Origin of the sequence: Aeromicrobium sp. Root495, from assembly GCF_001426755.1 — a bacterium.
Classification (GTDB): Bacteria; Actinomycetota; Actinomycetes; order Propionibacteriales; family Nocardioidaceae; genus Aeromicrobium.
Genome location: NZ_LMFJ01000001.1, coordinates 1,708,120 through 1,733,098, shown reverse-complemented (window position 1 = coordinate 1,733,098; position 24,979 = coordinate 1,708,120). Strand labels below are relative to the sequence as shown.

General features: G+C 72.2%; 20 protein-coding genes. 15 read left to right on the top strand and 5 right to left on the bottom strand.

From position 1 onward, the window contains the following. Nucleotides 1-62: 62 nt before the first annotated feature. Both ASD11_RS08645 and ASD11_RS08640 read left to right on the top strand, forming a co-directional pair. Nucleotides 63-1,160, top strand: coding sequence for a sensor histidine kinase (locus tag ASD11_RS08645; protein ID WP_056285906.1), 1,098 nt, complete (start codon nucleotides 63-65; stop codon nucleotides 1,158-1,160). After that, on the top strand, nucleotides 1,157-1,774 hold the full coding sequence (locus ASD11_RS08640; protein ID WP_056285903.1) for a response regulator transcription factor: 618 nt from the start codon (nucleotides 1,157-1,159) through the stop codon (nucleotides 1,772-1,774). Before ASD11_RS08645 ends, ASD11_RS08640 begins: the two co-directional genes overlap by 4 nt. A gap of 243 nt (nucleotides 1,775-2,017) precedes the next feature. Here the strand turns inward: ASD11_RS08640 and ASD11_RS08635 are convergent, their stop codons facing one another. After that, entirely contained in the window at nucleotides 2,018-3,328 is a 1,311-nt protein-coding gene (locus tag ASD11_RS08635) for an HNH endonuclease signature motif containing protein (protein WP_082554245.1), read from the bottom strand. A gap of 105 nt (nucleotides 3,329-3,433) precedes the next feature. Here ASD11_RS08635 and dusB point away from each other — a divergent pair, with 105 nt between their 5' ends. After that, the gene (gene dusB / locus ASD11_RS08630) at nucleotides 3,434-4,597 is read left to right on the top strand and encodes a tRNA dihydrouridine synthase DusB (RefSeq protein ID WP_056285896.1); all 1,164 of its coding nucleotides are present in this window, start codon (nucleotides 3,434-3,436) and stop codon (nucleotides 4,595-4,597) included. A 42-nt stretch (nucleotides 4,598-4,639) separates the two neighbouring features. On the opposite strand, the gene ASD11_RS08625 is transcribed toward dusB, so the two are convergent. Together ASD11_RS08625 and ASD11_RS08620 are read right to left on the bottom strand one after the other, a co-directional pair. After that, nucleotides 4,640-5,995, bottom strand: a complete 1,356-nt coding sequence (locus tag ASD11_RS08625) for a PH domain-containing protein (protein ID WP_082554243.1) — start codon at nucleotides 5,993-5,995, stop codon at nucleotides 4,640-4,642. Further along, nucleotides 5,988-6,491, bottom strand: coding sequence for a PH domain-containing protein (locus tag ASD11_RS08620; RefSeq protein WP_056285890.1), 504 nt, complete (start codon nucleotides 6,489-6,491; stop codon nucleotides 5,988-5,990). The genes ASD11_RS08625 and ASD11_RS08620 overlap by 8 nt, the downstream gene beginning before the upstream one ends. A 156-nt stretch (nucleotides 6,492-6,647) precedes the next feature. Between ASD11_RS08620 and ASD11_RS08615 the strand changes: the two genes are divergently transcribed. From ASD11_RS08615 to ASD11_RS08605, 3 genes are all read left to right on the top strand, one after another. Next, nucleotides 6,648-6,845: a hypothetical protein gene (locus tag ASD11_RS08615; RefSeq protein ID WP_056285887.1), complete on the top strand. Its 198-nt coding sequence runs from the start codon at nucleotides 6,648-6,650 to the stop codon at nucleotides 6,843-6,845. 131 nt (nucleotides 6,846-6,976) lie between these two features. After that, nucleotides 6,977-10,555, top strand: a complete 3,579-nt coding sequence (gene smc / locus ASD11_RS08610; RefSeq protein WP_056285883.1) for a chromosome segregation protein SMC — start codon at nucleotides 6,977-6,979, stop codon at nucleotides 10,553-10,555. Beyond that, the gene (locus ASD11_RS08605; RefSeq protein WP_056285880.1) at nucleotides 10,552-10,980 is read left to right on the top strand and encodes an acyl-CoA thioesterase; all 429 of its coding nucleotides are present in this window, start codon (nucleotides 10,552-10,554) and stop codon (nucleotides 10,978-10,980) included. The genes smc and ASD11_RS08605 overlap by 4 nt, the downstream gene beginning before the upstream one ends. Before the next feature lie 27 nt (nucleotides 10,981-11,007). Here the strand turns inward: ASD11_RS08605 and ASD11_RS08600 are convergent, their stop codons facing one another. Together ASD11_RS08600 and ASD11_RS08595 are read right to left on the bottom strand one after the other, a co-directional pair. Continuing rightward, a complete protein-coding gene (locus ASD11_RS08600; protein ID WP_056285876.1) occupies nucleotides 11,008-11,895 on the bottom strand; it encodes a M56 family metallopeptidase in 888 nt (295 codons plus the stop codon). Then, nucleotides 11,892-12,260: a BlaI/MecI/CopY family transcriptional regulator gene (locus tag ASD11_RS08595; RefSeq protein WP_056285874.1), complete on the bottom strand. Its 369-nt coding sequence runs from the start codon at nucleotides 12,258-12,260 to the stop codon at nucleotides 11,892-11,894. Before ASD11_RS08595 ends, ASD11_RS08600 begins: the two co-directional genes overlap by 4 nt. Before the next feature lie 105 nt (nucleotides 12,261-12,365). Here ASD11_RS08595 and ASD11_RS08590 point away from each other — a divergent pair, with 105 nt between their 5' ends. The 9 genes from ASD11_RS08590 (at nucleotide 12,366) to ffh (ending at nucleotide 24,951) form a co-directional block, all read left to right on the top strand. Next, nucleotides 12,366-13,799 carry a cytochrome ubiquinol oxidase subunit I gene (locus tag ASD11_RS08590; protein WP_056285871.1) on the top strand — a complete coding sequence of 478 codons (1,434 nt, stop codon included), beginning with the start codon at nucleotides 12,366-12,368 and terminating at the stop codon, nucleotides 13,797-13,799. 10 nt (nucleotides 13,800-13,809) lie between these two features. Next, on the top strand, nucleotides 13,810-14,832 hold the full coding sequence (gene cydB, locus ASD11_RS08585; RefSeq protein ID WP_056285870.1) for a cytochrome d ubiquinol oxidase subunit II: 1,023 nt from the start codon (nucleotides 13,810-13,812) through the stop codon (nucleotides 14,830-14,832). Between the two features lies 1 nt (nucleotide 14,833). After that, entirely contained in the window at nucleotides 14,834-16,456 is a 1,623-nt protein-coding gene (cydD, locus tag ASD11_RS08580) for a thiol reductant ABC exporter subunit CydD (RefSeq protein ID WP_056285866.1), read from the top strand. Next, complete coding sequence (gene cydC, locus ASD11_RS08575; protein WP_056285865.1) at nucleotides 16,453-18,099, top strand: thiol reductant ABC exporter subunit CydC; 1,647 nt, start codon at nucleotides 16,453-16,455, stop codon at nucleotides 18,097-18,099. Before cydD ends, cydC begins: the two co-directional genes overlap by 4 nt. Further along, complete coding sequence (gene ftsY / locus ASD11_RS08570) at nucleotides 18,096-19,253, top strand: signal recognition particle-docking protein FtsY (protein ID WP_235503278.1); 1,158 nt, start codon at nucleotides 18,096-18,098, stop codon at nucleotides 19,251-19,253. The genes cydC and ftsY overlap by 4 nt, the downstream gene beginning before the upstream one ends. Nucleotides 19,254-19,415: 162 nt before the next feature. After that, nucleotides 19,416-20,681: an ammonium transporter gene (locus ASD11_RS08565; RefSeq protein ID WP_056285860.1), complete on the top strand. Its 1,266-nt coding sequence runs from the start codon at nucleotides 19,416-19,418 to the stop codon at nucleotides 20,679-20,681. A gap of 1 nt (nucleotide 20,682) precedes the next feature. After that, nucleotides 20,683-21,021 (top strand): P-II family nitrogen regulator, encoded by a 339-nt coding sequence (locus ASD11_RS08560; RefSeq protein ID WP_056285856.1) that lies wholly within the window; start codon nucleotides 20,683-20,685, stop codon nucleotides 21,019-21,021. A gap of 21 nt (nucleotides 21,022-21,042) precedes the next feature. Continuing rightward, nucleotides 21,043-23,328, top strand: coding sequence for a [protein-PII] uridylyltransferase (locus ASD11_RS08555; RefSeq protein ID WP_056285854.1), 2,286 nt, complete (start codon nucleotides 21,043-21,045; stop codon nucleotides 23,326-23,328). 87 nt (nucleotides 23,329-23,415) lie between these two features. Beyond that, nucleotides 23,416-24,951, top strand: coding sequence for a signal recognition particle protein (ffh, locus tag ASD11_RS08550; protein WP_056285852.1), 1,536 nt, complete (start codon nucleotides 23,416-23,418; stop codon nucleotides 24,949-24,951). The last annotated feature ends 28 nt before the right edge of the window (nucleotides 24,952-24,979 follow it).

Sequence of the window (24,979 nt, the reverse complement as noted above, 5' to 3'; positions counted from 1 at the left end):
CGGGCGCCGCGTGGCGCATGAGCCGCGACACGGCCCGGGTCTGACCGGGGGACAATGAGGCCGTGAGCATCGAGAGAGTCGCGCCGGACCGCTCCGCCTGGGGGCGGGTCCTGGGCGCCGGCATCTGGCTCGTCTTCCTCGGCAACCCTTTGGGCGCGCTGCTGGACCGTTCGGGCGACTGGCAGGAGTGGCTCGGGCTCGCGAGTCTCGGCGCGTTCGTGGTGGTCTACCTCGTGGGCCTCTCGCTCACCCGCTGGGTCCACGTGAACGGCCGTCACGGCACCGCGGTGCTCCTGACGGTCGTCATGCTCGTCCTGTTCACCGGCGTGATCCCGGGCGCCGGCGACCAGGCGCTCACGTGCATCGTCTTCGTCGCCGCCATCGCGGTCTCCACGTTCCGGGCCTGGTCCGGCCTCGTGGTGGCCGCGCTCCTGTTCGCGGGCGTGTTCGTCGCCGGCCGCGTGGTCGACGGCTGGGCCGCCCACGGCAACGACTTCGCCGTGCTGCTGGCCACCGGTGCGGTGTGGTCGTTCCGGATCGGCTTCCAGCGCCAGGCCCAGCTGGCCCGGGCCGAGAAGGAGCTGTCCGACCTGGCCATCGAGGAGGAGCGTTCACGGATCGCTCGCGACCTGCACGACATCCTGGGGCACTCGCTCACGGTCATCGCGGTCAAGTCCGAGCTGGGCGGCAAGCTGGTCGACGCCGATCCGGTGCGAGCACGGTCGGAGCTCGAGGACATCCAACGGCTGGCCCGCGACGCCCTGGCCGACGTCCGCTCCACCACCTCGGGTCTTCGGTCTCTCTCCCTGCCACGCGAGATCGCGGCGGCCCGCTCGGCCCTGGAGTCCGCCGGCATCGAGCCCCATCTGCCCACCGTGGCCGACGCCGTGCCCAGCGCCGTGCGCGAGCTCTACGCCTGGACCCTGCGTGAGGCGGTCACCAACGTCATCCGGCACAGCTCCGCCACCCGGTGCGACGTCAGCATGAGTGAGTCGGTGCTGAGCATCCTGGACGACGGCGTGGGGCCCGGCCGCACCGCGGGCGACGGCAACGGCCTCGAGGGGCTGCGCCAGCGGGTCCGCGCCGCCGGTGGCACCGTGACGAGTGGTCCCGGTCCCGATGGTCGGGGCTTCGAGCTCCGCCTGGCGGTGAGGTCATGACCATCCGTCTGCTCCTGGCGGACGACCAGGCCCTCGTGCGCGGCGCCCTGGCCGCGCTCCTCTCGCTCGAGCCCGACCTCGAGGTGGTGGTCGAGGTCGAGAGTGGTGACCGCGTGGTGGAGGCCGCCCTCGCGCACCGCCCCGATGTCGCCCTGCTCGACGTGGAGATGCCAGGTCTCGACGGTCTCTCGGCCGCCGGCCTCCTGCGCGACGCCATGCCGGACTGCCGCGTCCTCATGGTGACCACGTTCGGCCGTCCGGGGTACCTCAAGCAGGCCATGGCGGCCGGCGCGGCCGGGTTCGTCGTGAAGGACACGCCGGCCGCGCAGCTGGCCGATGCCGTGCGCCGCGTCCATCAGGGGCTCCGGGTCGTGGACCCGTCGCTCGCCGCGGACTCCCTCACCCAGGGCGACTCGCCTCTCACGGAGCGCGAGACCGACGTCCTGCGGGCGGCCGCGCAGGGTGGGACGGTGGCCGACATCGCCAAGGTCCTGTTCCTCTCGGAGGGGACGGTGCGCAACCATCTCTCCTCGGCCATCGGCAAGACCGGCGCCCGGACCCGCGCCGAGGCGGTGCGCGTGGCCGTCGAGAACGGCTGGATCGTCCCGCGCTGATGACGTTCTTGAGACTTTCGCACGAATATGGGTCGACGCCCCTTGGAATCGGGCCGACGATCGGGTTGAGTGGTGGGTGCTCCTCCCCGCGGCACAGCGCAGGAGCTCGACGCCTCTCGCCGGGGCTGCTCCCTCTTCTCCGGCGGGTCTCCCAGCGTCGACCCTGAGACCGACCGGTTACCCGGTGCGGCAGAGCTTCCGCGGGGAGGAGTCTCAGCCCCGGGCCGGGTCTCCTGATCGCGGTCATGCGGGCGTCGTCCGGTACCGGGCGTTCCGTTGCCAGGTGGTGTGGCCTGGTGGTCTCCACTCGACGTGTCCGTCGGCTGCGATGCGGTGTTCCCAGTGGTGGTCGTGGACGTGGTGGTGGTGTCTCGTGCAGAGGAGGGTCCCGTCCTGCAGGTCGGTCTTGCCGCCCAGGGAGTAGGGGGTGAGGTGGTGTGCCTCGGTCCACTCGGGTGGCCTGTCGCAGGTGGGGAACGAACAGCCGCCGTCCCGGTTGGCGAGGGCGATGCGCTGATACTTCGTGAAGTAGCGCTTGGACTGTCCGTACTCCGTGGGCAGGGACGTCCCGTCCAGCACCATCGGGATGATGCCCACCCTGCAGGCGAGCTTGCGGGCTTGTCCGGCTGAGATCCGGGTTCCGTCCGAGAGTGTGGCTGGTGCGATCCCGTCGAGGAGGGTCTGGTGCTCGAGGGTGACGACGACCTGGGCGCCGACGCCGCCGTTGGACGGAAGCTCCTCGACGGGGAGGTGGGAGCACAGGTCCGTGAACGCTCGGCCCATCCGGTGGGCCGGGTCGCCGGCGTCCTCAGGGACGGGTCCCAGGGTCGCGTCAGGATCGCTTAGGTGGGCTCGTGACGGCGCCGCCAACGCTTCGAGTGCGGTGCGGAGCATGACGGCTTCGGCCTCGGGGACCTCGCCGCGGTATCCGCGCATGCCGTTCTTCTTGTCCCACATCACGAACGACGCGTTCCGGCGCGCGGCCTGCTCTCGCGAGACGAGCAGCTCGTTCTCATGGGCGTCGACGTCGGGCTTGGCCGCGTAGACGTCCATCAGCCGGTCGGTGCGCCGCCGTAGGTCTCGGATCGTCAACCGCTCAGCATCCTTGAGCAACGTCCGTTCGGCCAGGTCGCGCTGCGTCTCGGTGACATCACCCGGGAGCTTGTCCAGACCGGTCGCGATGACGGAGGACTGCTCGAACGTCACCTCACCCCGCGCCAGCGCGTCCTGGGTGTGAGTGGTCTTGGCCAGCTTGGCCGCCGTCTTGACCAACCGGTGCCCGGCCGCCTCGTCGCCTCCGAAGTCGCGTGCCAGCAGGTTTCCGGTGGAGGTTGCCCCCGACTGTCGGGCGGTACCGGCAGCCTCCAGGGCACGGGCCGCGGCCATCTTGTGTGCCGCCAACCGGGCCTCGACCCTCGCCATCTCAGCCGACAGCCGCCGCACCTCACCCGGCTCGAGACCCGACCACGCATCCAACGCCATCCGGTCCAATCCCGCGTGCAGCACCGAGACACCAGCCACCAAGGGGTGCGAGTCGATCGGTTGAGCGGTCATGGAACCAATATAGACCAGGTGTTCGAATAGGGTCAAGACCGGCTCGGACGAATGTGGACGAACAGCGGATTCGTCGCTCCGGGCGTCTGTTGGGAGAATGGATCCGTGACCACCTCGACCGTCGCTCCCACGAGCGCCACGCTGCCCGGGCCGCTGCGTCTCGGCGGCCTCGAGGTGCCTGTCCCCGTGGTGCTCGCGCCCATGGCCGGCGTCACCAACGTCGCGTTCCGCCAGCTCTGCGCGGAGCAGGGCCGCGGTCTCTACGTGTGCGAGATGATCACGTCGCGCGGGATCGTCGAGGGCGACGCCACGAGCCTCTCGATGCTCACGTTCGCCGCCGACGAGTCGGTGCGATCCGTACAGCTCTACGGGATCGACCCCGTCTACATCGGTCGGGCGGTCGAGATCCTCTGCGCCGACCACGGCGTCTCGCACGTCGACCTCAACTTCGGCTGCCCGGTCCCCAAGATCACGCGCAAGGGCGGGGGAGCGGCGCTGCCCTGGAAGGCCACCCTCCTCGGCGACATCCTCACCGCCGCGGTCGGCGCTGCCGAGCCGTACGGCGTCCCCGTCACGATGAAGACCCGCAAGGGCATCGACGACGACCACCTCACGTTCCTCGACGCCGGTCGGATCGCGCAGGACACGGGTGCCGCAGCCATCGCGCTGCACGGCCGCACGGCGGCCCAGCACTACTCCGGCCGTGCCGACTGGTCGTCCATCGCCGAGCTCAAGGCGGCCGTCGACATCCCCGTGCTCGGCAACGGCGACATCTGGGAGGCGGCCGACGCCGTCCGGATGGTGGAGGAGACCGGCTGCGACGGCGTGGTCGTGGGCCGCGGCTGCCTCGGCCGACCCTGGCTGTTCCGCGACCTCGACGACGCGTTCCGCGGGGATCCGTCCACTGCCCTCCCCACCCTCGGTGAGGTGGCCGCGATGATGCGCCGCCACGCCCAGCTCCTGGGTGACTGGCTGGGGGAGGAGCGGGGCTGCGTGGAGTTCCGCAAGCACGTCGCCTGGTACCTCAAGGGCTTCAAGGCCGGATCGGCGGTGCGCTCGCAGCTGGGCCTCGTCTCGTCCTATGCGGCCCTCGACTCGCTGCTGGGCGACCTCGACCCCGACGAGACCTATCCCGTCGACCAGCTCGGCACCCCGCGCGGTCGCCAGGGCAGCCCCCGCAAGGTGGCGCTGCCCGACGGCTGGCTGAGGGACCGCGACCTTCACGCGGCGCTCGACGCCGCAGCCGAGGACGACACCAGCGGCGGCTGAGCCCGTCTCCTGCGGCAGGTCTGGACGGCGGTGCGAGCCGGGTCAGGCGCCGCGACGTGCGGTCCGAGCGAGGTCGAGCTCGGCGAGCGCGACCGACCGCGCGGTCTCGGCGTCGAGGTTCTTGCCGTCCGCGTCGACGGGCCCGTCGGGCGTGTGGATCTCCACGGTGGCCAGCCCCAGCCGGCGACCGAGAGGCCCCTGGCGGACCTCCACCGACTGCACCTTGTGGTGCGGCACGACGCTCGTGCGGCGCTCGACCCAGCCCTCGCGGGCGGTGAACCCCTGCTCGTTCGAGCCGACGCGACGGAACCGCCAGGCGACGGGGTCGACGGGCCAGGCGCGCGACGGCGCCTGCACGTCGGGCTCGGCGGAGAACGCGCCGGGCACCAGGGTCTCGAGCACCCGTGCGGTGACCTCGCGGTCGGCGATGGGAAGCAACGTGGAGGACGTGGCGGTGGCGTCGTCGCCGCCGGCCTTCGCGTACCCGGCCACGTCGACGTCGAGACGTGACCAGCCGAGCCGGCGCCACACGAACGGCTCGTGCACGGCGACGCCCTGCACCCGCGCGAAGGGGATGGTCTGCGACGTCCGCGAGAGCAGTCCACGCTCGATGCGGAGACCGTCGGGCGTGCGGTGGAGCGTGAACCCCCACTGGCGGATGACGCGCTGGCCCACGATCTGGATGAGCCACGTGCCCACGGCGACGACGCCGCCGAGGAAGACCACCACCTGTCCCGCCACCAGCGACGCCACGAGAAGACCCACGCCGCCCAGGACCGCGATCACGAAGTCGAGGCTCACGAGCGTGCCCAGCAGCACCTGGGCCGGCGAGGCCTCGGCGACGAGGTCGCCCTGCACGTCGTGCCGGACCGACGCGTCGTGCTCGCGTCCGTGGGCGCGGTCGAGGAGGAGCCGGCGCGTGGCCCGGGCCTCCTCGAGGGTGAGGAAGCGCAGCGTGGTGCCGGCGTCGTCGCCGCCCGCCATGTCGATGCGCAGCTCGGCCAGGCCGAACGCCCGGGCGAGGAGCGGCTCGGCGATGTCGACGGACTGGATCCGTTCGAACGGCATGCGGCGCGACGTCTTGGTGAGGATCCCGCGCTCCACCCGGACCTCGGCGGTGTCGATGACGTAGCGCGTGAAGTACCACTGCAGGAACCCGGCCGCCTCGCCGAGCGCGAGCCCGCCGACGACGGCCACGAGGAGCGCGACCCACGTGGGCACGTTGCCCCAGCCGTCGCCGAGGAGGCTGCCGGTCAGCGAGGCGACGCCGGCGAAGGCCCACAGCACTCCTTGGAGCAGGCCGGTGAGCGGGTGGGTCCGACGCCCGACGGCCGGGGCGGCCGGGCCGGCCGGAGCAGGGGGCGGCGTGTGCTGCGGGGCGGCGTCGGGGTCAGACACCGGAGCCCCTGCTCTCGCCGAGCTCGGTGAGCCGGTTGCGCAGTCGCGTGGCCTCCTCGGCCGGCAGGCCAGGGATCTCGGCCGCCGTCTCCGTGCTCGCGGTGTGGAGCGTGACGGTGGCGATGCCCAGCCAGCGCTCCAGAGGATCGGCGGAGACGTCGACGAACTGCATGCGCCCGTAGGGCACGGCGACCAGGCGACGGAACATGACGCCGCTGCTCACGATGAGGTCGTCCTCCTGCTCGGCGTACCCCACCGCGCGCCGCGAGCGGTCGGCCCACGACCAGGTCCAGGCAGCGCCGAGGACCGTCGCAGCAGCGGCGCCGAGCAGGACCCACGAGACGACGGAGGGCACGGGCAGCAGGACACCGAGCACGGCGAGCACGACCGCGAGCAGCAGCAGCGGCAGCACGCACAGGATGCGGAGGGCCTTGGTCAGGGCGGGGGAGACCCGCTGCCAGGGCGGTCCGACAGGACGGAAGAGATCGTCGCTCACGCCCTCGAACCTAGCCCGGGTCAGTGCACCGGGACACCGCCCGACCCCAGCGGGGACGAGCCCTGGCGAGGTTTGACCTGGCAGGCCCGGCGGTGGGACACTGGCAGACGCAGCCATCGCTGCGATCCGGCCCTATTTTCCTTGCGGAGGACTGCCATGGCCAAGGCTCTCATCGGTTATGTCGGCGGACCCACCCCCGACCAGATCCATGAGACGGCCCGTCTTCGTCGGCGCGTCGCTGATCTCGAGGCCGAGGTGCTGCGCCTCAAGATCGAGAACGACGGACTGCTGAAGACCCTCAGCGAGCGCGTCGACCAGGTCACCGCGAGTGACCTCCTCGAAGCGGCTCACTGAGACCGTCTCGTCCGTCTCACGGACCTGGCCCCCGGTTCCCTGACCGGGGGCTCACTCATGTCCCTGACCCTGCACGGTGATCCGAAGCCCTAGGGTGGGCTGAAGTCGACCGTCCGCTGCCGAGGAGAACCGTGTACCTCAAGAGCCTCACGCTGCGAGGGTTCAAGTCGTTCGCGTCCTCCACCACCCTGCAGCTCGAGCCGGGCATCACGTGCGTCGTCGGACCCAACGGCTCCGGCAAGTCCAACGTCGTCGACGCGCTCGCCTGGGTCATGGGCGAGCAGGGCGCCAAGTCGCTGCGCGGCGGCAAGATGGAGGACGTCATCTTCGCCGGCACGGCGGGACGCCCGCCGCTCGGCCGTGCCGAGGTCGTGCTCACGATCGACAACACCGACGGTGCGCTGCCCATCGAGTACAGCGAGGTCACGATCTCGCGCACGATGTTCCGCAACGGCGGCTCGGAGTACGCCATCAACGGCACGGGCTGCCGGCTCCTCGACGTCCAGGAGCTGCTGAGCGACTCCGGCATCGGCCGCGAGATGCACGTCATCGTCGGCCAGGGTCAGCTGGACTCCGTCCTGCGAGCCACGCCCGAGGAGCGCCGCGGCTTCATCGAGGAGGCGGCCGGCGTCCTCAAGCACCGCAAGCGCAAGGAGAAGGCTCTCCGCAAGCTCGACGCCACGCAGGGCAACCTGACGCGTCTGAACGACGTGCTCACCGAGCTGCGCCGCCAGCTCAAGCCGCTCGGCCGTCAGGCCGAGGTGGCCCGCCGCGCCGCCGTCATCCAGGCCGACGCCCGTGACGCCCGGGCCCGCCTGCTCGCCGACGACATCGTCTCGGCCCGCGAGACCATCGCCACCGACGCAGCCGACGAGGCCGCTCTCAAGCAGCGCAAGGCCACGGTCGACGAGGCCGTCCGGCTCGCCCGCAAGCACGAGATGGAGCTCGAGGACCAGCTGCGGGCCGACTCGCCCGCGCTCTCCACGGCCCAGGAGACCTGGTACGCCCTGTCCGGTCTCCGCGAGCGCCTGCGTGGCACCGTCGGGCTGGCCACCGAACGCATGCGGCTCGCCGCCGTGGAGACCGACGACCGGCCCACCGGCCGCGACCCCGAGGAGCTGGAGGCCGAGGCCGCCCGCGTCCGGGAGCAGCACACGGCGCTGAGCGGTGCCGTGCAGGAGGCGTCCGCCGCGCTGGAGGAGGCTGTCGCCGGCCGAGGGCGGGCCGAGGCCGCCTACACCGAGGAGGAGCGGCGCATCGCCGGCCTCCTGCGGGCCGCCGCCGACCAGCGCGAGGGTCTGGCCCGTCTGCACGGCCAGGTCAACGCCCTCAAGAGCCGCGCCGAGGCCGCCGACGCCGAGCTGGGCCGCCTCACCCGGGCGCGCGACGCCGCCGTCGAGCGCGCCGACGAGGCCGAGAAGGCCTTCCGGACCCGCGAGAACGAGATCGCCGGACTCAACGCCGGCGAGTCCGGCCTGGACGACGCCCTCGAGCAGGCCGAGGCCGAGCTCGCCGAGGCGTCGGGCCGTCTCACCGAGCTCACCGAGCGCGAGCAGGAGGCCGGCAAGCAGCTGGCCGCCATCGCCGCGCGCAAGGAGGCCCTCGAGCTGGGCCTGGCGCGCAAGGACGGCGCGGGTGCCCTGCTGGCCGCCTCCGACGAGCTCAGCGGGCTGCTGGGATCGGTCGCCGCGCTGCTCACCGTGCGCTCCGGCTACGAGGCCGCCATCGCGTCCGCGCTCGGCAACGCCGCCGACGCCGTGGCCGTCGACCACCTCGACACCGCCGTCACGGCCCTCGAGAAGCTCAAGTCCGAGGACCTCGGCCGCGCCGGGCTCCTGCTCGGCGGTGCCACCGGCACCGTCGACGACTCCACGTGGCCCGGGCTGCCCGACTTCGCCACGTACGCGGTCGACGTCGTCGACGCACCCGCCTCCCTCGACGCGGCCCTGCGCCGGCTGCTGTTCAAGATGGCCGTCGTCGACGACCTCGAGGCCGCCCGTCGCCTCCTCGCCCAGGCCCCCGACGTCACCGCCGTCACGCGGGAGGGCGACGTCATCGGCGGTCACTTCGCCGTGGGCGGCTCGTCCTCCGTGCCCAGCCTCATCGAGGTCCAGGCCGCCATCGACCAGGCCGAGACCGACCTCGCCGCCGTCACCAGCACGCTCGAGTCGGTGCGCTTCGAGCGCCAGGCACGCCAGGCGGAGAGCGAGGCGGCCCAGGAGAAGGTCGACGCCGCGCTCGCCGGGCTGCACGAGTCCGACGCCGAGATGGCCGCCGTGGCCGAGGAGCTCGGACACCTCGGCTCCACCGCGCGGGCCTCCCGCGCCGAGGCCGAGCGGCTGTCGGCGTCCATCGTCGAGGCACGCGAGGCCCACGAGCGCGACCAGGAGGGACTGGCCGGTCTCGAGGAGCGGCTCTCCCTGGCCGAGTCCACGCCCGAGGAGGACCCCGACACCACCGTGCTCGAGGAGCTGGCCGAGGCGGCCTCCGCCTCGCGACGCACCGAGACCGAGGCCCGGCTCCTGCTGCGCACCAACGAGGAGCGGGCGCGGGCCCTCGACGGCCAGGCCGTGGCGCTGCTCGAGACCGCGCAGGCCGAGCGCGAGGCGCGCATCAAGGCGCGTGAGCGGCGCGAGCGTCAGCTGCGCGAGGCCGAGGTCGCCCGCGCCGTGTCGGCCGTGAGCGACGTCGTCCTGCTCCACCTCGACGGCTCCATCGCGCGGGCCTCGGCTCAGCGCGCGAGCATCGAGCAGTCCCGCAGCGGCCGCGAGGAGCAGCTGCGCGAGGTGCGCCAGAACCTGCGCGGGCTCGGCGAGGAGCTCGAGGCGCTCACCAGCTCGGTGCACCGCGACGAGATGGCGCGCGCCGAGCAGCGCCTGCGCCTGGAGTCGCTCGAGACGCGTGCGCTCGAGGAGCTCGGCATCGAGGCCGACACGCTCGTCACCGACTACGGTCCCGACCAGCTCGTGCCGCCCTCCCTCACCGCGGAGGGTGACGAGCCGCCGCCCGACGACGCCCCCGCGGCCGAGCCGCGCCCCTTCGACCGCGCGGAGCAGACCAAGCGGCTCCGGACGGCGGAGCGGTCCATGGCCATGCTCGGCAAGGTCAACCCGTTGGCCCTCGAGGAGTTCACGGCACTCGAGGAGCGTCACCAGTTCCTGTCCGAGCAGCTCGACGACCTCCGCAAGACACGTCAGGACCTGCTCGAGATCGTCGAGGAGGTCGACGCCAAGGTCGAGCAGGTCTTCACCGAGGCCTGGTACGACGTCGAGCGCGAGTTCCAGGACGCGTTCACACGGCTGTTCCCCGGAGGTGAGGGCCAGCTGGTCCTCACCGACCCGCAGAACATGCTGACCACGGGCATCGACGTCGAGGCCCGCCCGCCCGGCAAGAAGGTCAAGCGGCTCTCGCTGCTCTCCGGTGGAGAGCGCTCGCTCGTGGCGGTGGCGTTCCTCGTGGCGCTGTTCAAGGCGCGACCCAGCCCGTTCTACATCCTCGACGAGGTCGAGGCGGCGCTCGACGACACCAACCTGGGCCGTCTGCTCGAGCTGTACGAGGAGCTGCGGGCCAACTCCCAGCTCATCGTCATCACGCACCAGAAGCGCACGATGGAGGTCGGCGACGCGCTGTACGGCGTCTCCATGCGGGGCGACGGCGTGTCCACCGTCATCAGCCAGCGACTGCGCGAGGACGAGAGCGTCACCGCATGAGCGACGACGTGCTGGCGCTCGCGGCCTACCCGGCGACCTACTCGATCACCACGCGGTGGGAGGACGAGGACGTCTACGGGCACGTCAACAACGTCGTCTACTACTCGTTCTTCGACACGGCCGTGAACGGCTGGCTCATCGAGGCCACCGGCACCGACATCCGGACCCTTCCCGAGTACGGCGTGGTGGCCGAGACGGGCTGCCGGTTCAAGCGCGAGCTGCGGTTCCCCGGCACCGTCGAGGCGGGCCTGCGAGTCACGCGGCTGGGGACGTCGAGCGTCGTGTACGAGATCGCGCTGTTCCAGGGCGACCTCGAGCAGCCGGCCGCCGTCGGGATGTTCGTCCATGTGTACGTCACCGGCGCCGACCGCTCCGTCACACCCGTCCCCGACGCCATCCGCGCGGTCCTCGAGCCCCTCACCTGACCGCGGGCGGCGCGTGAGGAGCGGGGGTCAGGTCAGCTCGGACCAGGCGTGCAGCATCCACGGGATGGCCAGCAGCACCGTGGGCACCACGAGGACGACGGCGGAGATCAGGTAGCAGGCGAGGGCAGCGAGCCGGTCCCCGCGAGGATCACGACGTCGGATGCGCTCCAGCCGCACGGCGGCCTCGCTCCCCGCACCCAGGGCGCCCGCAGGCGTGCTGCTCCCGGCGAGCGCGACGATCGCGCGGGCCAGCGCCGCGTCGCCCGTGCGACGCCGAGCGGCGTCGTCGGCCAGCAGCTCCACCATCACCTGGCTCTGGCGCAGTGGGGCGTCGGTGCGCAGGACCCGGGGGAAGGCCCGGTGGAGGAAGGTGAACCCCTCGAGCACGAGGTCGTGCCGGGCCCGGACGTGCGCACGTTCGTGCTCCAGGACGGCGTCGAGCGAGGAGTCGCCCAGCGTCTCGATGGTCCCGCGGGAGACGACCAGACGGTTGTCGCCGCGCTTGGGGATGCAGTAGGCGACCGGTGTCTCCTCGGCCAGGATCCGCACGGCCGGGGCGAGGCCGTGGGGCTCGCCCAGGAGGTCGACGAGACGACGGTGCCGGTCGCGCCCGGCCAGGGTGTCGCGCCAGGAGTGCCACGCCGACCACCAGAACCGCGCCCAGACGAGCACGCCGAACCCCAGCACCGCGGCGTGCAGGGCGACCTTCCACTCCGACGGGTGGTCGCCGGACACGAGCCAGAGCGCGGTGGCCAGCCCGGCGCCGCTCATGGCGAGGATGGCGGCGAGCGCGAGCGACTGCCACAGCACGATCGCTGCGCCGGGGGAGCGCAGCGTCCACCGGGCCCGCGCGAGCAGCGCCGGCACGGGGAGTGCGAGCGCCAGCCCGATCAGGCCCAGCAGGAAGGGGGTCATGCGCTGTCGTCAGCCGCCTCGATCTCGGCCAGGACGGCCCGGAGCGCAGCGGCCTCGCTCGGGTCGACCGTCCGGGCGAAGTGCAGGAGGGCCGAGGTCCGGTCGCCCGAGGCGTCGAGCGCGGCGTGCAGCACCTCGCTGGTCGCGGCGTCGCGGGTCATCCGCGCGACGTAGCGGAAGGCCCGCCCGTCCCGCTCACGGTCCACCATGTCCTTGCCGCCGAGGCGGTCGAGCACCGTCATGACGGTGGTGTAGGCGAGGTCGCGGTCGCCCAGTGCGTCCTGGACCTCCCGCACGGACAGCGGATCGGCGGCGTCCCAGAGCACGTTCATGACGGAGCGTTCGAGCTCTCCCAGGTTCGGCATGGGTCCAATCTACTACGTGAGGTAGGACTTGGTTGGCGCCTGACCCCAGATAGTCCTACAGTGCGTAGTAGGACAACTACTACGCGACGTAGGAGAAGGGTCACCATGGAAGCGCTCGACCTCGCACGGTGGCAGTTCGGAGCCACCACGGTCTACCACTACTTCTTCGTCCCGGTCACGATCGGACTGGTCTTCCTCGTCGCGATCCTGCAGACGGCCTGGCACCGGACGGGCGACGAGCGCTACCTCCGGCTCACGCGCTTCTTCGGGAAGCTCTTCCTCATCAACTTCGCGCTCGGCATCGCCACCGGCATCGTGCAGGAGTTCCAGTTCGGCATGAACTGGAGCGACTACTCCCGGTTCGTGGGCGACATCTTCGGCGCACCCCTCGCGATCGAGGGGCTGCTCGCGTTCTTCCTGGAGTCGACCTTCCTGGGGCTCTGGATCTTCGGCTGGGACCGGCTGCGGCCGGCCCTCCACCTGGCCTGCATCTGGATCGCCGCGGTCGGCACGGCCCTGTCGGCCTACTTCATCCTGGCCGCGAACTCCTTCATGCAGAACCCCGTCGGCTACACGTTCGACGCCGAGCGGGGCCGCGCCGAGCTGACCGACTTCATGGCGGTGCTCACGAACAAGGTCGTGCTCGTGACCTTCCCGCACACGATGTTCGGCTGCTTCATGGTGGGCGGTGCCCTCGTCGCCGGTGTCTCCATGTGGCACCTGCTGCGGCTCAGGGACAGCACCGACGACGACGCCCGGCTCGACCGGAGCGCATTCACCACGGCCCTGCGCCTGGGCGCCGTGACCGTCATGCTGTCCGGTCTCGGCACGATCGTCACGGGCGACATGCAGGCCAAGGTGATGACCGAGGTCCAGCCCATGAAGATGGCGGCGGCCGAGGCCCTCTACGAGACCACGGCCCCCGCGCCGTTCTCGCCGTTCACCCTCGGGACGCCCGACGGGTCGGAGCCGACCTTCCAGGTGGAGGTCCCTCACCTGCTGTCCTTCATGGCCACCGGGAGCTGGGACGGCGAGGTGGAGGGGATCAACGACCTCCAGGAGGAGTACCAGCAGACCTACGGTCCCGGTGACTACCGGCCGAACATCCCCGTCACCTACTGGACGTTCCGCTGGATGATCGGCGCAGGTGCCGCAGCGATGGGCGTCGCCCTGATCATGCTGTGGAGCACGCGTCGTTCACGGAGACCCGGCGCGACGCCACGCGGCGCCCGGTGGCTGGGAGCCGGTGCGATCGCCCTCCCTCTCCTGCCGCTCGCCGCCAACTCCTTCGGCTGGATCTTCACCGAGATGGGGCGCCAGCCCTGGGTGGTCTTCGGCCTCATGCCGACGTCGGCCGGCGTCTCGCCCGGCACCACGGTCGCCGAGGTCGCGACGAGCCTCGTGGGCTTCACGCTCCTCTACGGCGTCCTGGCCGTGGTCGAGGTGAAGCTCCTGCTCACCTACATCAGGAAGGGTCTGCCGCCGGCCGACCCGCCCGTCCTCCACGACGGCGAGTCACCGCTCGCCTTCGCCTACTAGGAGATCTGTCATGGAGCTCACGACCGTCTGGTTCCTCCTCATCGCCGGCCTGTGGGTCGGCTACCTCGTCCTCGAGGGCTTCGACTTCGGGGTCGGGATGCTGATGGGCGTCCTCGCCCGTGACGACAAGGAGCGCCGGCTGCTGCTCAACACGATCGGCCCGGTGTGGGACGGCAACGAGGTCTGGCTCGTCGTGGCCGGCGGTGCGACCTTCGCGGCGTTCCCGGAGTGGTACGCGACGTTGTTCAGCGGTTTCTACCTGCCGCTGTTCCTCATCCTGGTGGCACTCATCGTGCGGGCCGTGGGCATCGAGTTCCGGGGCAAGCGGCCCGAGCCGGAGTGGAGGCGTCGCTGGGACGTCGGGATCATCGCGGGCTCCGTCGTCCCGGCGTTCCTGTGGGGCGTCGCCCTCGCCAACATCGTGCGGGGCGTCCCCATCGACGCCGACAAGGAGTTCGTGGGGTCCCTCCTCGACCTGCTGGGTCCGTACGCGGTCCTCGGCGGTCTCACCACGACCTCGGTGTTCCTCGTGCACGGCGCGGTCTTCGTCTCGCTCAAGACCGAGGGCGACGTCCGGGTGCGGGCCCGTGCGCTGGCCATGCGGGCCGGGGTTGTGGCCGCAGCGCTCGCCGTCGCGTTCATCACCTGGACCGCGGCCGACGCGGGCGAGGCCGCGGTGTGGGGGCTCGGCGCGCTGGCTGCGGCAGCGTTCCTCGCAGGGCTGGGCGCCACGTGGCGAGGGCGCGAGGGGTGGGCGTTCGTGGGGACGGCCGTCGCGATCGCCGCCGTCACGGCCATGCTCTTCTGGTCGCTGTTCCCGGCGGTCATGCCGTCCTCGCTCGATCCGGCCTGGGACCTGACGACGACCAACGCCGCCTCCACGCCGTACACGTTGAAGATCATGACGTGGGTCGCGGTCTTCTTCACGCCTCTCGTGGTCGGCTACCAGGCGTGGTCGTACTGGGTGTTCCGCCGACGTCTGGGCGTCCACCACATCCCCGACTCCCCGGCGCCGGCCACCACGGGGCACTGACGTGGGACCCGTCGACCCGAGACTCCTTCAGCGGTCCCCGGCCGCGCGCCGGTTCCTGGCCGTCACGGTGGTGCTCGGGCTGCTGGCCACCGTCGCGACGTTCGGCCAGGCCTGGTTCGTGGCGCACGGGGTGGCGAGCGCCTTCGCCGGTGACGACCTGCGCCCGGCGGCTGCCGGGCTGGCCGCATGCCTCGCGCTGCGGGGCCTGCTCGACTGGTGGCAGTCCGTCGTGAGCGTCCGGGCCGCTGCCGACGTCAAGGCCGGACTCCGCCACGACCTCGTCGCGGCCGTGCTGGACCCTCGCCGCCTGGAGCCGCTGCCGGACAGCGCACGCCTGGCGACGTTGGTCGGCGGCGGTCTCGACCGCCTCGACGGCTACGTCGCCCGATTCCTTCCCCAGCTCGTGCTCGCCGCCCTCACGCCCCCGGCGGTCGTGGCGGCCCTGCTGGTCGTCGACCCGCTGTCGGCCCTCGTCGTGGTCCTGACGGTCCCGCTCGTCCTGGTGTTCCTCGTGCTGGTCGGGCTCGTGACCCGCGACCGGACCGATCGGCGCTGGCACGAGCTGGCGCGGCTCGGTCGACACTTCTCCGAGGTGCTCAACGGACTCACGACCCTCACCGCGCTCGGACGCCACCAGCAGCGCGGCCTGCGCGAGGTGGGGGAGCGCCACCGCCGCATCACGATGGAGACTCTCCGCACGGCCTTCCTCTCGGCCCTGGTCCTGGAGCTCTTCTCGACGTTGTCCGTCGCGCTCGTCGCGGTCTCGATCGGCCTGCGGGTCGTCCATGGAGACCTGGGCCTGGAGACGGGTCTGTTCGCGCTGCTCCTCGCGCCCGAGGCCTACCTTCCGCTGCGCCGGCTCGGTGCGCAGTACCACGACAGCACCGCCGGCGTGGAGGCCGCGCAGGACGCTCTGGCCGTCCTGGAGGGCGGGCCCCGTGGCGGTTCCGCGGAGCCGGGACCCGACCTCGACATCGTGCTGGACGGCGTGGAGGTCCGTCGCGCCGGACGGGTCAGGCCGGCGCTGCGGCTCGACCACGCCCACGTCCGTCCGGGCGAGGTGCTCGCCGTCACCGGCGCCTCGGGCTGCGGCAAGTCGACGCTCCTGGCGGTCCTGCTGGGCTTCGTGCGTCCTGACACGGGACGCGTCGTCGTCGGTGGTCTCGATCTCGCCGACCTCGACGTCGAGCTCTGGCGCCAGGAGATCGCGTGGGTCCCTCAGGTGCCCGGTCTCGTCTCGGGGACCGTGGGGTCCAACGTCCGTCTCGGCGCACCCGCGGCCACGGACGACGACGTGCGTCGGGCCCTGCGGGACGCGAGTGCGGACGACCTGCGTCCCGACCGGCCCGTGGGCGAGTCCGGTCTCGGGCTCTCCTCGGGAGAGCGGCGGCGCGTGGGCCTGGCGAGGGCGTTCCTGCGGGTGCGCGCGGGTGGCGCCCGGATCCTGCTGATGGACGAGCCCACCGCAGGTCTGGACGCCGAGCGCGAGCACGCCGTGCTCGCGACCCTGCGCGACGTGGCCGCGACGGGCGTGGCCGTCGTCGTCGTGGCGCACCGTGCGGAGGCGGTGACGGCGGCCGACCGGCGCCTCCACCTCGAGACGCCGACCGGGGTGCTCGCATGAGCCGCCGTCCGACCGGGCACGCCGTGCTGGGCGGCTTCCTGGCCGCAGCCGCGCAGCTGGCCTCCGCCGGGCTTCTCCTGACCTCGGGCTGGCTCATCGTGAGGGCCGCCGAGCACCCGCCCGTCCTCTACCTCATGGTCGCGATCGTGGGCGTCCGCTTCTTCGGGATCGGGCGGGCCGCGCTGCGGTACGCCGAGCGGCTCGTCGCCCACGACCTCGCGCTGCGCCGCGCCACAGGGCTGCGCGTCGAGGCCTACGGCCATCTGCGTCGTGCCGGGGTCGTGGCCCTCGCCCCGCCGAGGACCACGGCCGACGGGTCCGGCCTTCGCTCGGGCGACGTCGTGCGACGGGTCGTGACCGACGTCGAGTTGGTCCAGGACGGCTACCTGCGCCTCAGGCTGCCGTGGGTCTCGGCGGTCGTGTCGTGCTCGGCGGTCGTGGTCGTCGTCGGTGTGGTGGAGCCGAGGGCCGGCCTGGTGCTCGCGCTGCAGTCCGCTCTCACGCTCGGGGCGCTGCGGGTCCTGGTGCCGAGGACGGCACGACGGCCCGACGGCGACGACGGGGGCACGCTGGCCGCCGACCTCACCGAGCTGGTGCACGCCGCACCCGACCTCGTGGCGCTGGGCGTCCCCGTGGCGCAGCGGACAGCAGCCGACACCTCCGTCGACGCCCTGGCCCGTGCAGACCGCCGGGGATCCCGGCTCGACGGCCTGGGTCATGCCGTGGTCCTGGTGGTCGCTGCCGCAGCCTCCGGCGCGGCCGTGCTGCTGGCCGGCGCGCCGTCCCCGGCGCTCGCCGCGGTGGTCGCGCTGTCACCGCTGGCCCTCCTCGACGTGCTCACCGCCGTGGCGGATGCCGAACGGCTGCGTCCGGAGGTCGCGGCAGCGAAGGAGCGTGTCGCCGCGCTGGCCGCGCGCGCCGCGCCGCTGGAGGAGCCGACGGGTCCGCCCGTCGAGCCGACGGGGTTCGACCTGGAGCTGCGCGACGTCGGCGTGGGGTGGCCCGGCGGCCACCCCGGCGCCCGAGGTCTCAGCCTGGAGGTGCCGGCAGGCTCGGTCGTCGCGGTGACCGGGCCGAGCGGCTCCGGCAAGACCACCCTGGCGCTGACGCTCGCCAGGCTCCTGCCGACCCGCGAGGGGGACGTGACCCTCGGCGGTGTCCCGCTCGACCGGCTGCGCGGGTCGCAGGTGCGCGACGTCGTGGGGCTGCTGGGCCAGGACGCGACGGTGTTCGACACGACGCTGCGCGAGAACCTGCGGCTCGGCCGTCCCGACGCCACCGACGACGCCATGACGACGGCGCTCGCAGAGGCCGGGCTCGACGATCTCGTGTCCGGCAGCGTGGACGGGCTCGACCTCGAGGTGGGGGAGCGCGGCTGCAGGCTGTCCGGCGGCGAGCGGCAGCGTCTCGCCCTCGCCCGGCTGCTCCTGGCCGGGCACCGGGTCCTCGTGCTCGACGAGCCCACCGAGCACCTCGACGAGGCGACGGCCGAGCGGCTCCTGGACGACGTCGTGTCCCTGCGGGGGCGGCACACCGTGGTCCTGCTCACGCATGCGCCGGCGGTCCTCGCCCGGGCGGACCACGTCCTGACGCTGGGCGGCGTGCCGCACGGGTCCGCGGTCGCTACTAGGGTGAGCGTGTGACTCTGACGACCCTCATCATCGTCCTCGTGGCCGCCGTCGTCGTGATCGGCGGTGGCACCGCGCTGCTCGTGCGCCGGGGCGGCCGGGCGCTCCCGCCGCCCGACGTGCTCGACGCCATCACCGAGGAGCAGATCGACCACCCGGAGCACCCGGAGCCGCACCTCCCGGACGAGGACCTCGTCGAGCCTGCGGACGAGGGTCCTGCCGTCGGCACGGCCACGCTGGAGCGTCCCGACGCCCCGCAGGGCCGTCTGGTCCGCCTGCGCGCCAGGCTGGCCCGCTCGCAGTCCTCCCTCGGGCAGGGTCTGCTCGCCGTCCTCGGACGCGACCACCTCGACGACGCCGCGTGGGAGGAGCTCGAGGACACGCTGCTCGCCGCCGACGTCGGCATCGGCCCCACCACCGAGCTCGTCGACGCCCTGCGCACGCGGGTCCGGGTCGAGGGCATCACCACCCCCGAGGCCGCGCGTGCAGCGCTGCGCGAGGAGCTCGTGCGCCTCGTCGACCCCACGCTCGACCGCAGCGTCAAGGCGCAGGGCGCCGACGGCAAGCCGGGTGTCGTCCTCATGGTGGGCGTCAACGGCGTCGGCAAGACCACCACCGTGGGTCGCCTGGCCCGCATCCTCGTGGCCGAGGACAAGACCGTCGTGCTGGGTGCCGCCGACACGTTCCGCGCCGCCGCCGCCGAGCAGCTCGTCACGTGGGGCGAGCGCGTGGGGGTCGAGACGGTGCGCGGCGCGGAGCAGGCCGATCCGGCCAGCGTCGGCTTCGAGGCCGTCAAGAAGGGCGTCGAGGACGGCGTCGACGTCGTCCTGGTCGACACCGCCGGTCGACTGCACACCAAGACCGGGCTCATGGACGAGCTCGGCAAGGTCAAGCGCGTCGTCGAGAAGCAGGCCCCCGTCACCGAGGTCCTGCTCGTCATCGACGCCACCACCGGCCAGAACGGGCTCACGCAGGCGCGGGTGTTCGGCGAGGTCGTCGAGATCACGGGCGTCGTGCTCACCAAGCTCGACGGCACGGCCAAGGGCGGCATCGTCGTCGCGGTCCAGCGCGAGCTGGGCGTCCCGGTCAAGCTCGTGGGCCTGGGCGAGGGCGTCGACGACCTGGCCCCGTTCGACGCGCAGGAGTTCGTCGACGCGCTGCTCACCTGAGCGCCGACGTCGGCACGGTCGCGTAACCGGCTCGTAACATGCGGCCCGTTTTCGTGACCTGTCCGCAACAAGGAGGGTCGTCGGACGAAACCCGACGAAACGAAGGTGTCCTGTGGGGCGAGCGCCGTGCGCAGCCCGACTCACACGACTACCGGAGGTTTCATGGATACCGGCGACACCGCGTGGATCCTGGCCAGCTCGGCCCTGGTCCTGCTCATGACGCCAGGCCTGGCGTTCTTCTACGGCGGCATGGTCCGCTCCAAGACCGTGCTCAACATGATGATGATGAGCTTCGCCGGACTGGCGATCGTCCCGATCCTCTGGGTGCTCTACGGCTACTCCTTCGCCTTCAGCCCGGGCGGCTCCGGCTGGCTGGGCGGCCTCGACCGCCTGGGCTTCGACAACATCGGCGTCGCCACCGCCTACGGGACGATCCCCGAGTTCGTCTTCGCCGGCTTCCAGCTCATGTTCGCCATTATCACGGTGGCGCTCATCAGCGGCGCGATCGCCGACCGGGCCAAGTTCGGCGCCTGGATCGTCTTCGTCGTCATCTGGATGACGGTCGTCTACTTCCCCGTCGCCCACTGGGTCTTCGACTTCGGTGACGACGGCGGCTGGATCGCCACGCAGCTGGAGGCGATCGACTTCGCCGGCGGCACGGCGGTGCACATCAACGCCGGCGCGGCCGGCCTGGCGCTCGCGCTCGTGCTGGGCAAGCGGGTGGGGTGGAAGAAGGACCCCATGCGTCCGCACAACCTGCCCTTCGTCCTGCTGGGTGCCGGCCTCCTCTGGTTCGGCTGGTTCGGGTTCAACGCCGGTTCCGCCGTCGGCGCCAACGGCCTGGCGGGCCTCGCGCTCGTCAACACCGCCGTGGCCACCGGAGCGGCGATCACGGGCTGGCTCGCCTACGACCTCGTCAAGGAGGGCAAGGCGACGAGCCTCGGTGCCGCCTCGGGAGCGGTCGCCGGACTGGTGGCCATCACGCCGGCCGCCAGCGCCGTCTCGCCGCTGGGATCCATCGTGCTGGGCATCGTCGCGGGCGTCCTGTGCGCCGCCGCGGTGAGCCTGAAGTGGAAGCTCGGCTTCGACGACTCGCTCGACGTCGTCGGCGTCCACCTCGTGGGCGGACTGGTGGGCACGCTGCTCATCGGGCTGCTCGCCACGAAGAACCCGGGTGGCGTCTCGGTGGACGGACTCTTCTACGGCGGCAACGCCGATCAGCTCGGCAAGCAGGCCGTCGCGGCGGTCGCCGTCCTGGCCTACTCGTTCGTCCTGACGTACATCATCGGTAAGTTGATCGACGTGACCATCGGATTCCGTCTCGACGAGGAGTCCGAGGTCACCGGCATCGACCAGGTCGAGCACCTCGAGTCCGCGTACGACTACGCCGGTGGAACCGGCGGATCACCCTTCAAGACGGGAGTCTGAGATGAAGCTCGTGACTGCGGTCATCAAGCCGCACAAGTGGGAAGAGGTCCGAGAGGCCCTCGCCTCGGCCGGAGTGGCGGGCATGACCGTCACCGAGGCCTCGGGATACGGCCAGCAGAAGGGCCACACCGAGGTCTACCGGGGCGCCGAGTACGACGTGACGCTCGTGCCCAAGATCCGGCTGGAGGTCGTCGTCGACGACGCCGACGTCGAGAGCGTGGTGTCCACCATCACGGCGGCCGCGCAGACCGGCAAGATCGGCGACGGCAAGGTCTGGGTCGTCCCGGTCGACTCCGTGGTGCGCGTGCGCACCGGCGAGACCGACGAAGCAGCTCTCTGAGGCACGAGGCACCCTGAGGGGGTGACCTCGGCTACCGACGACGTGGAAGAGCCGGCGCAGGACCGTGCCGATCGTGCCCATGAGGCCGATCGGCTCCTGCGCCGGCTCTTCGCGTCCGCAGCACCCACCTCGGGCGACCCGAGGGCCGGCGAGGGCCTGGCCCTCGTGGCGGTCGGTGGCTACGGCCGTTCCGAGCTGAGCCCGTTCAGCGACCTCGACGTCGTGCTCCTGCACGACTCGGGCATCCCGGCCGAGCGGGTCCAGGAGGTGGCCGAGGCCATCTGGTACCCGCTGTGGGACCTCAAGGTCGACCTCGACCACTCCGTCCGCGACGCCGCGCAGATGCGGGAGACCGCGCAGCAGGACCATCGGGCGGCCATGGGGATGCTCGACGCGCGGACGGTGGCCGGCGACAGCGGTCTCGTCCTCGCACTGCGCTCGCACGTCCTGGCTGACTGGCGCCGCGACGCCCGGCGCCGGGTGGCCGAGGTCCGCGACGCCCGCGAGGAGCGGGTCGAGCGCTTCGGCTGGCTCGCCCACACCGCCGTGCCCGACCTCAAGGAGTCCGGCGGAGGTCTGCGCGACGGCGTCGTGCTGCGCGCTCTCGTGGCCACGTGGCTCGTCGACGTGCCCCAGGCCGAGAGCGAGCACCTGCGCTCGGAGCTGCTCGACGTCCGCGACGCCCTGCACGCCGTGGTGGGCCGCCGCAACGACCGGCTCGGCCCCGAGCTCATGGTCGACGTCGCCGAGCGGCTCGGCCAGGACCCCGAGCAGCTCGACCTGCACGTGCGCAACGTCGGACGGCGCATGGCGCACCTCTCCGCCCTCACGTGGCGGCGCATCGAGGACGTCATCGACCCCGCGCTGAAGCGCCGCGCAGGCACGCACAACGCCCGGGTCCAGCAGGTCGACCAGGGCGTGGGGCGTCTCGACGACGAGGTCGTGCTCACCCCGGACGCGAGCCCGGGCAAGGACCCCGTGCTGGGCCTGCGCGCGGCCTCGCACGCCGCCGTCGCAGGCCTCCCGCTGGGCTCCAGCACCGCGGCCCGGCTGGCCCGCGACCTCGCGCCGCTGCCGGAGCCGTGGCCCGAGGAGGCTCGGCGCCGCCTCGTCGACCTGCTCACGGCCGGTCCTGGGCTCGTCCCGGTGTGGGACGAGCTCGACTACGCCGGTGTCGTCGACCGCTGGTTGCCGGAGTGGTCGGCCATCCGCCTGCGGGGCTCCAGCTCGCCCGTGCACCGTTTCACCGTCGACCGGCACAGCGTGGAGACGTGCGTGGCCGCCACGGCGCTGCGCCGCGACGTCGACCGTCCCGACCTGCTCGCCGTGGCCGCGCTCCTGCACGACATCGGCAAGGGTCGACCGGGCGACCACAGCGTCGTCGGTGAGCCCGTGGCGCTCGAGATCGCCCGGCGCTGGGGCTTCTCGGAGAAGGAGTCCCGCACCATCAGCCGGCTCGTGCGCTGGCACCTGCTCCTGCCCACGGTGGCCACCCGCCGCGACATCGAGGACCCCTCCACGGCCGCCAACGTGGCCGAGATCGTCGAGACCACCGGCTTCCTCGACCTGCTCGCCGCCCTCACCGAGGCCGACGCCCGGTCCACGGCGCCGTCGGCCTGGTCCTCCTGGCGCAGCGGCCTCGTGCACGGCCTCATCGAGAAGACGCGCGACGTCCTGGACGACACGGTCGCCGACGCCAACCCCGACACCTACGTGGGCTGGCCCGAGCACGTGCCCCTGCCCCGGGCGGGCGTCCTGGGGCCGGAGGACCTGGAGGTCACCGTCGAGGAGCACCACGGTGGCTCGCTGCTCACCGTGGTCACGGCCGACCGGCCGGGCATCACCGCCCAGATCGCCGGAGGTCTCGCGCTGCAGGGTCTGGCGGTCCGCTCGGTCCGGCTCGTCACGGCCGGCGACGCGGCCGCCTCGCTCTGGGAGGTCTCGCGGCCCGACGTCGACCCGGCCGTGCTGCGCGAGCGCCTCCGACCGGTCATCGCGGGGGAGGTGGACCTTCCCACGCGCATGCGGCTCAAGCCGGTCGAGGGCGCCACGTCGCGCGTGCGGATCGTGCCGCAGAGCCAGCAGACCGCGACGCTGCTGGAGGTGCGCGCCCAGGACCGCCGCGGGCTCGTGTGGACCGTGAGCAACGCCATCGCCGAGCTGGGCTACTCGATCCGTTCGGCGCACCTCTCCACGTACGGCGACGAGGCCCGCGACGTCTTCTACGTCGTCGACGCCGACGGCGACGCCCTCGACGAGGCCTCCGCGGCGCGCGTCCGTGTGGCCGTCGACGCCGCTCTCGTCTAGCCCCGCAGCGTCGGGCCCCCGAGCGTCGAGGCCCTCGGATAGGCTGGGTCAGTCCGTCCGCCGCCTGATCGAGGATCTCTCTCACCGATGTTCGACTCCCTGCAAGACCGCCTGCAGTCCGCGTTCAAGAACCTGCGCGGCAAGGGCCGGCTCTCCGAGGCCGACATCGACGCCACCGCGCGCGAGATCCGCCTCGCGCTGCTCGAGGCCGACGTGGCCGTCCCGGTCGTCCGCGACTTCGTGGCCCGCGTCAAGGAGCGCTCCCTCGGCGCCGAGGTGAGCGGTGCGCTCAACCCGGCCCAGCAGGTCGTCAAGATCGTCAACGAGGAGCTCGTCGGCATCCTCGGCGGGGAGACGCGGCGCATCCGGTTCGCCAAGAACCCGCCCACCGTCATCATGCTCGCGGGCCTGCAGGGCGCCGGAAAGACCACGTTCGCCGGCAAGCTCGCTCACTGGCTCAAGGAGCAGGGCAACAGCCCCCTGCTCGTGGCCTGCGACCTGCAGCGTCCCAACGCGGTCAACCAGCTCCAGGTCGTCGGTGAGCGTGCCGGCGTCAAGGTCTACGCGCCCGAGGCCGGCAACGGCCAGGGCGATCCGGTCGCCGTGGCTCGTCAGGGCATCGAGGAGGCGCGCCGCACGCTGCACGACGTCGTGCTCATCGACACCGCCGGCCGTCTCGCCATCGACGCCGAGCTCATGCAGCAGGCGCGCGACATCCGCGACGCCGTCGACCCCGACGAGGTCCTCTTCGTCATCGACGCCATGATCGGCCAGGACGCCGTCCAGACCGCCGAGGCGTTCGCCGAGGGCGTCGACTTCACCGGCGTGGTGCTCTCCAAGCTCGACGGTGACGCCCGCGGCGGCGCGGCGCTGTCGGTCCGCCAGGTCACCGGCCGGCCCATCATGTTCGCGTCGACGGGCGAGAAGGTCACCGACCTCGAGCTCTTCCACCCCGACCGCATGGCCTCGCGCATCCTCGACATGGGCGACATGCTCACCCTCATCGAGCAGGCCGAGAAGGTCTACGACGCCGACCAGGCGCAGAAGGACATGGAGCGGCTGACCGGTGGTCAGTTCACACTCCACGACTTCCTCAAGCAGATGGAGGCCATCTCCAAGATGGGCTCCATGTCCAAGCTCATGGGGATGCTGCCGGGCATGGGGCAGTTCAAGGAGCAGCTCGCCAACTTCGACGAGCGCGAGGTCGACAAGATCAAGGCGATCATCCTGTCGATGACGCCGCAGGAGCGCGACAACCCCAAGATGATCGACGGCTCGCGCCGCGCCCGCATCTCCAAGGGCTCGGGCACCCAGGTCAGCGACGTCAACCAGCTCGTCGAGCGCTTCTTCGAGGCCCGCAAGATGATGCAGCAGATGGCCAAGGGTGGAGGCATGCCCGGGATGCCGGGGATGCCCGGTGCCCCCGGCATCGGCGGCGGCAAGCGGGCCGGCGCCAAGCAGAAGCCCCAGCAGAAGAAGGGCAAGCGCGGCTCGGGCAACCCGGCCAAGCGTGCGGCCGAGGCCAAGAACGCCGGTCAGAAGCAGGCCGGTGGCGCCGATGCCTTCGGCCTCGGCGGCGGGCAGGACTTCGAGCTGCCCAAGGAGCTCAAGGACCTGCTCTGAACCCGTCTGCGCCGGCCCCGCTCGTCGT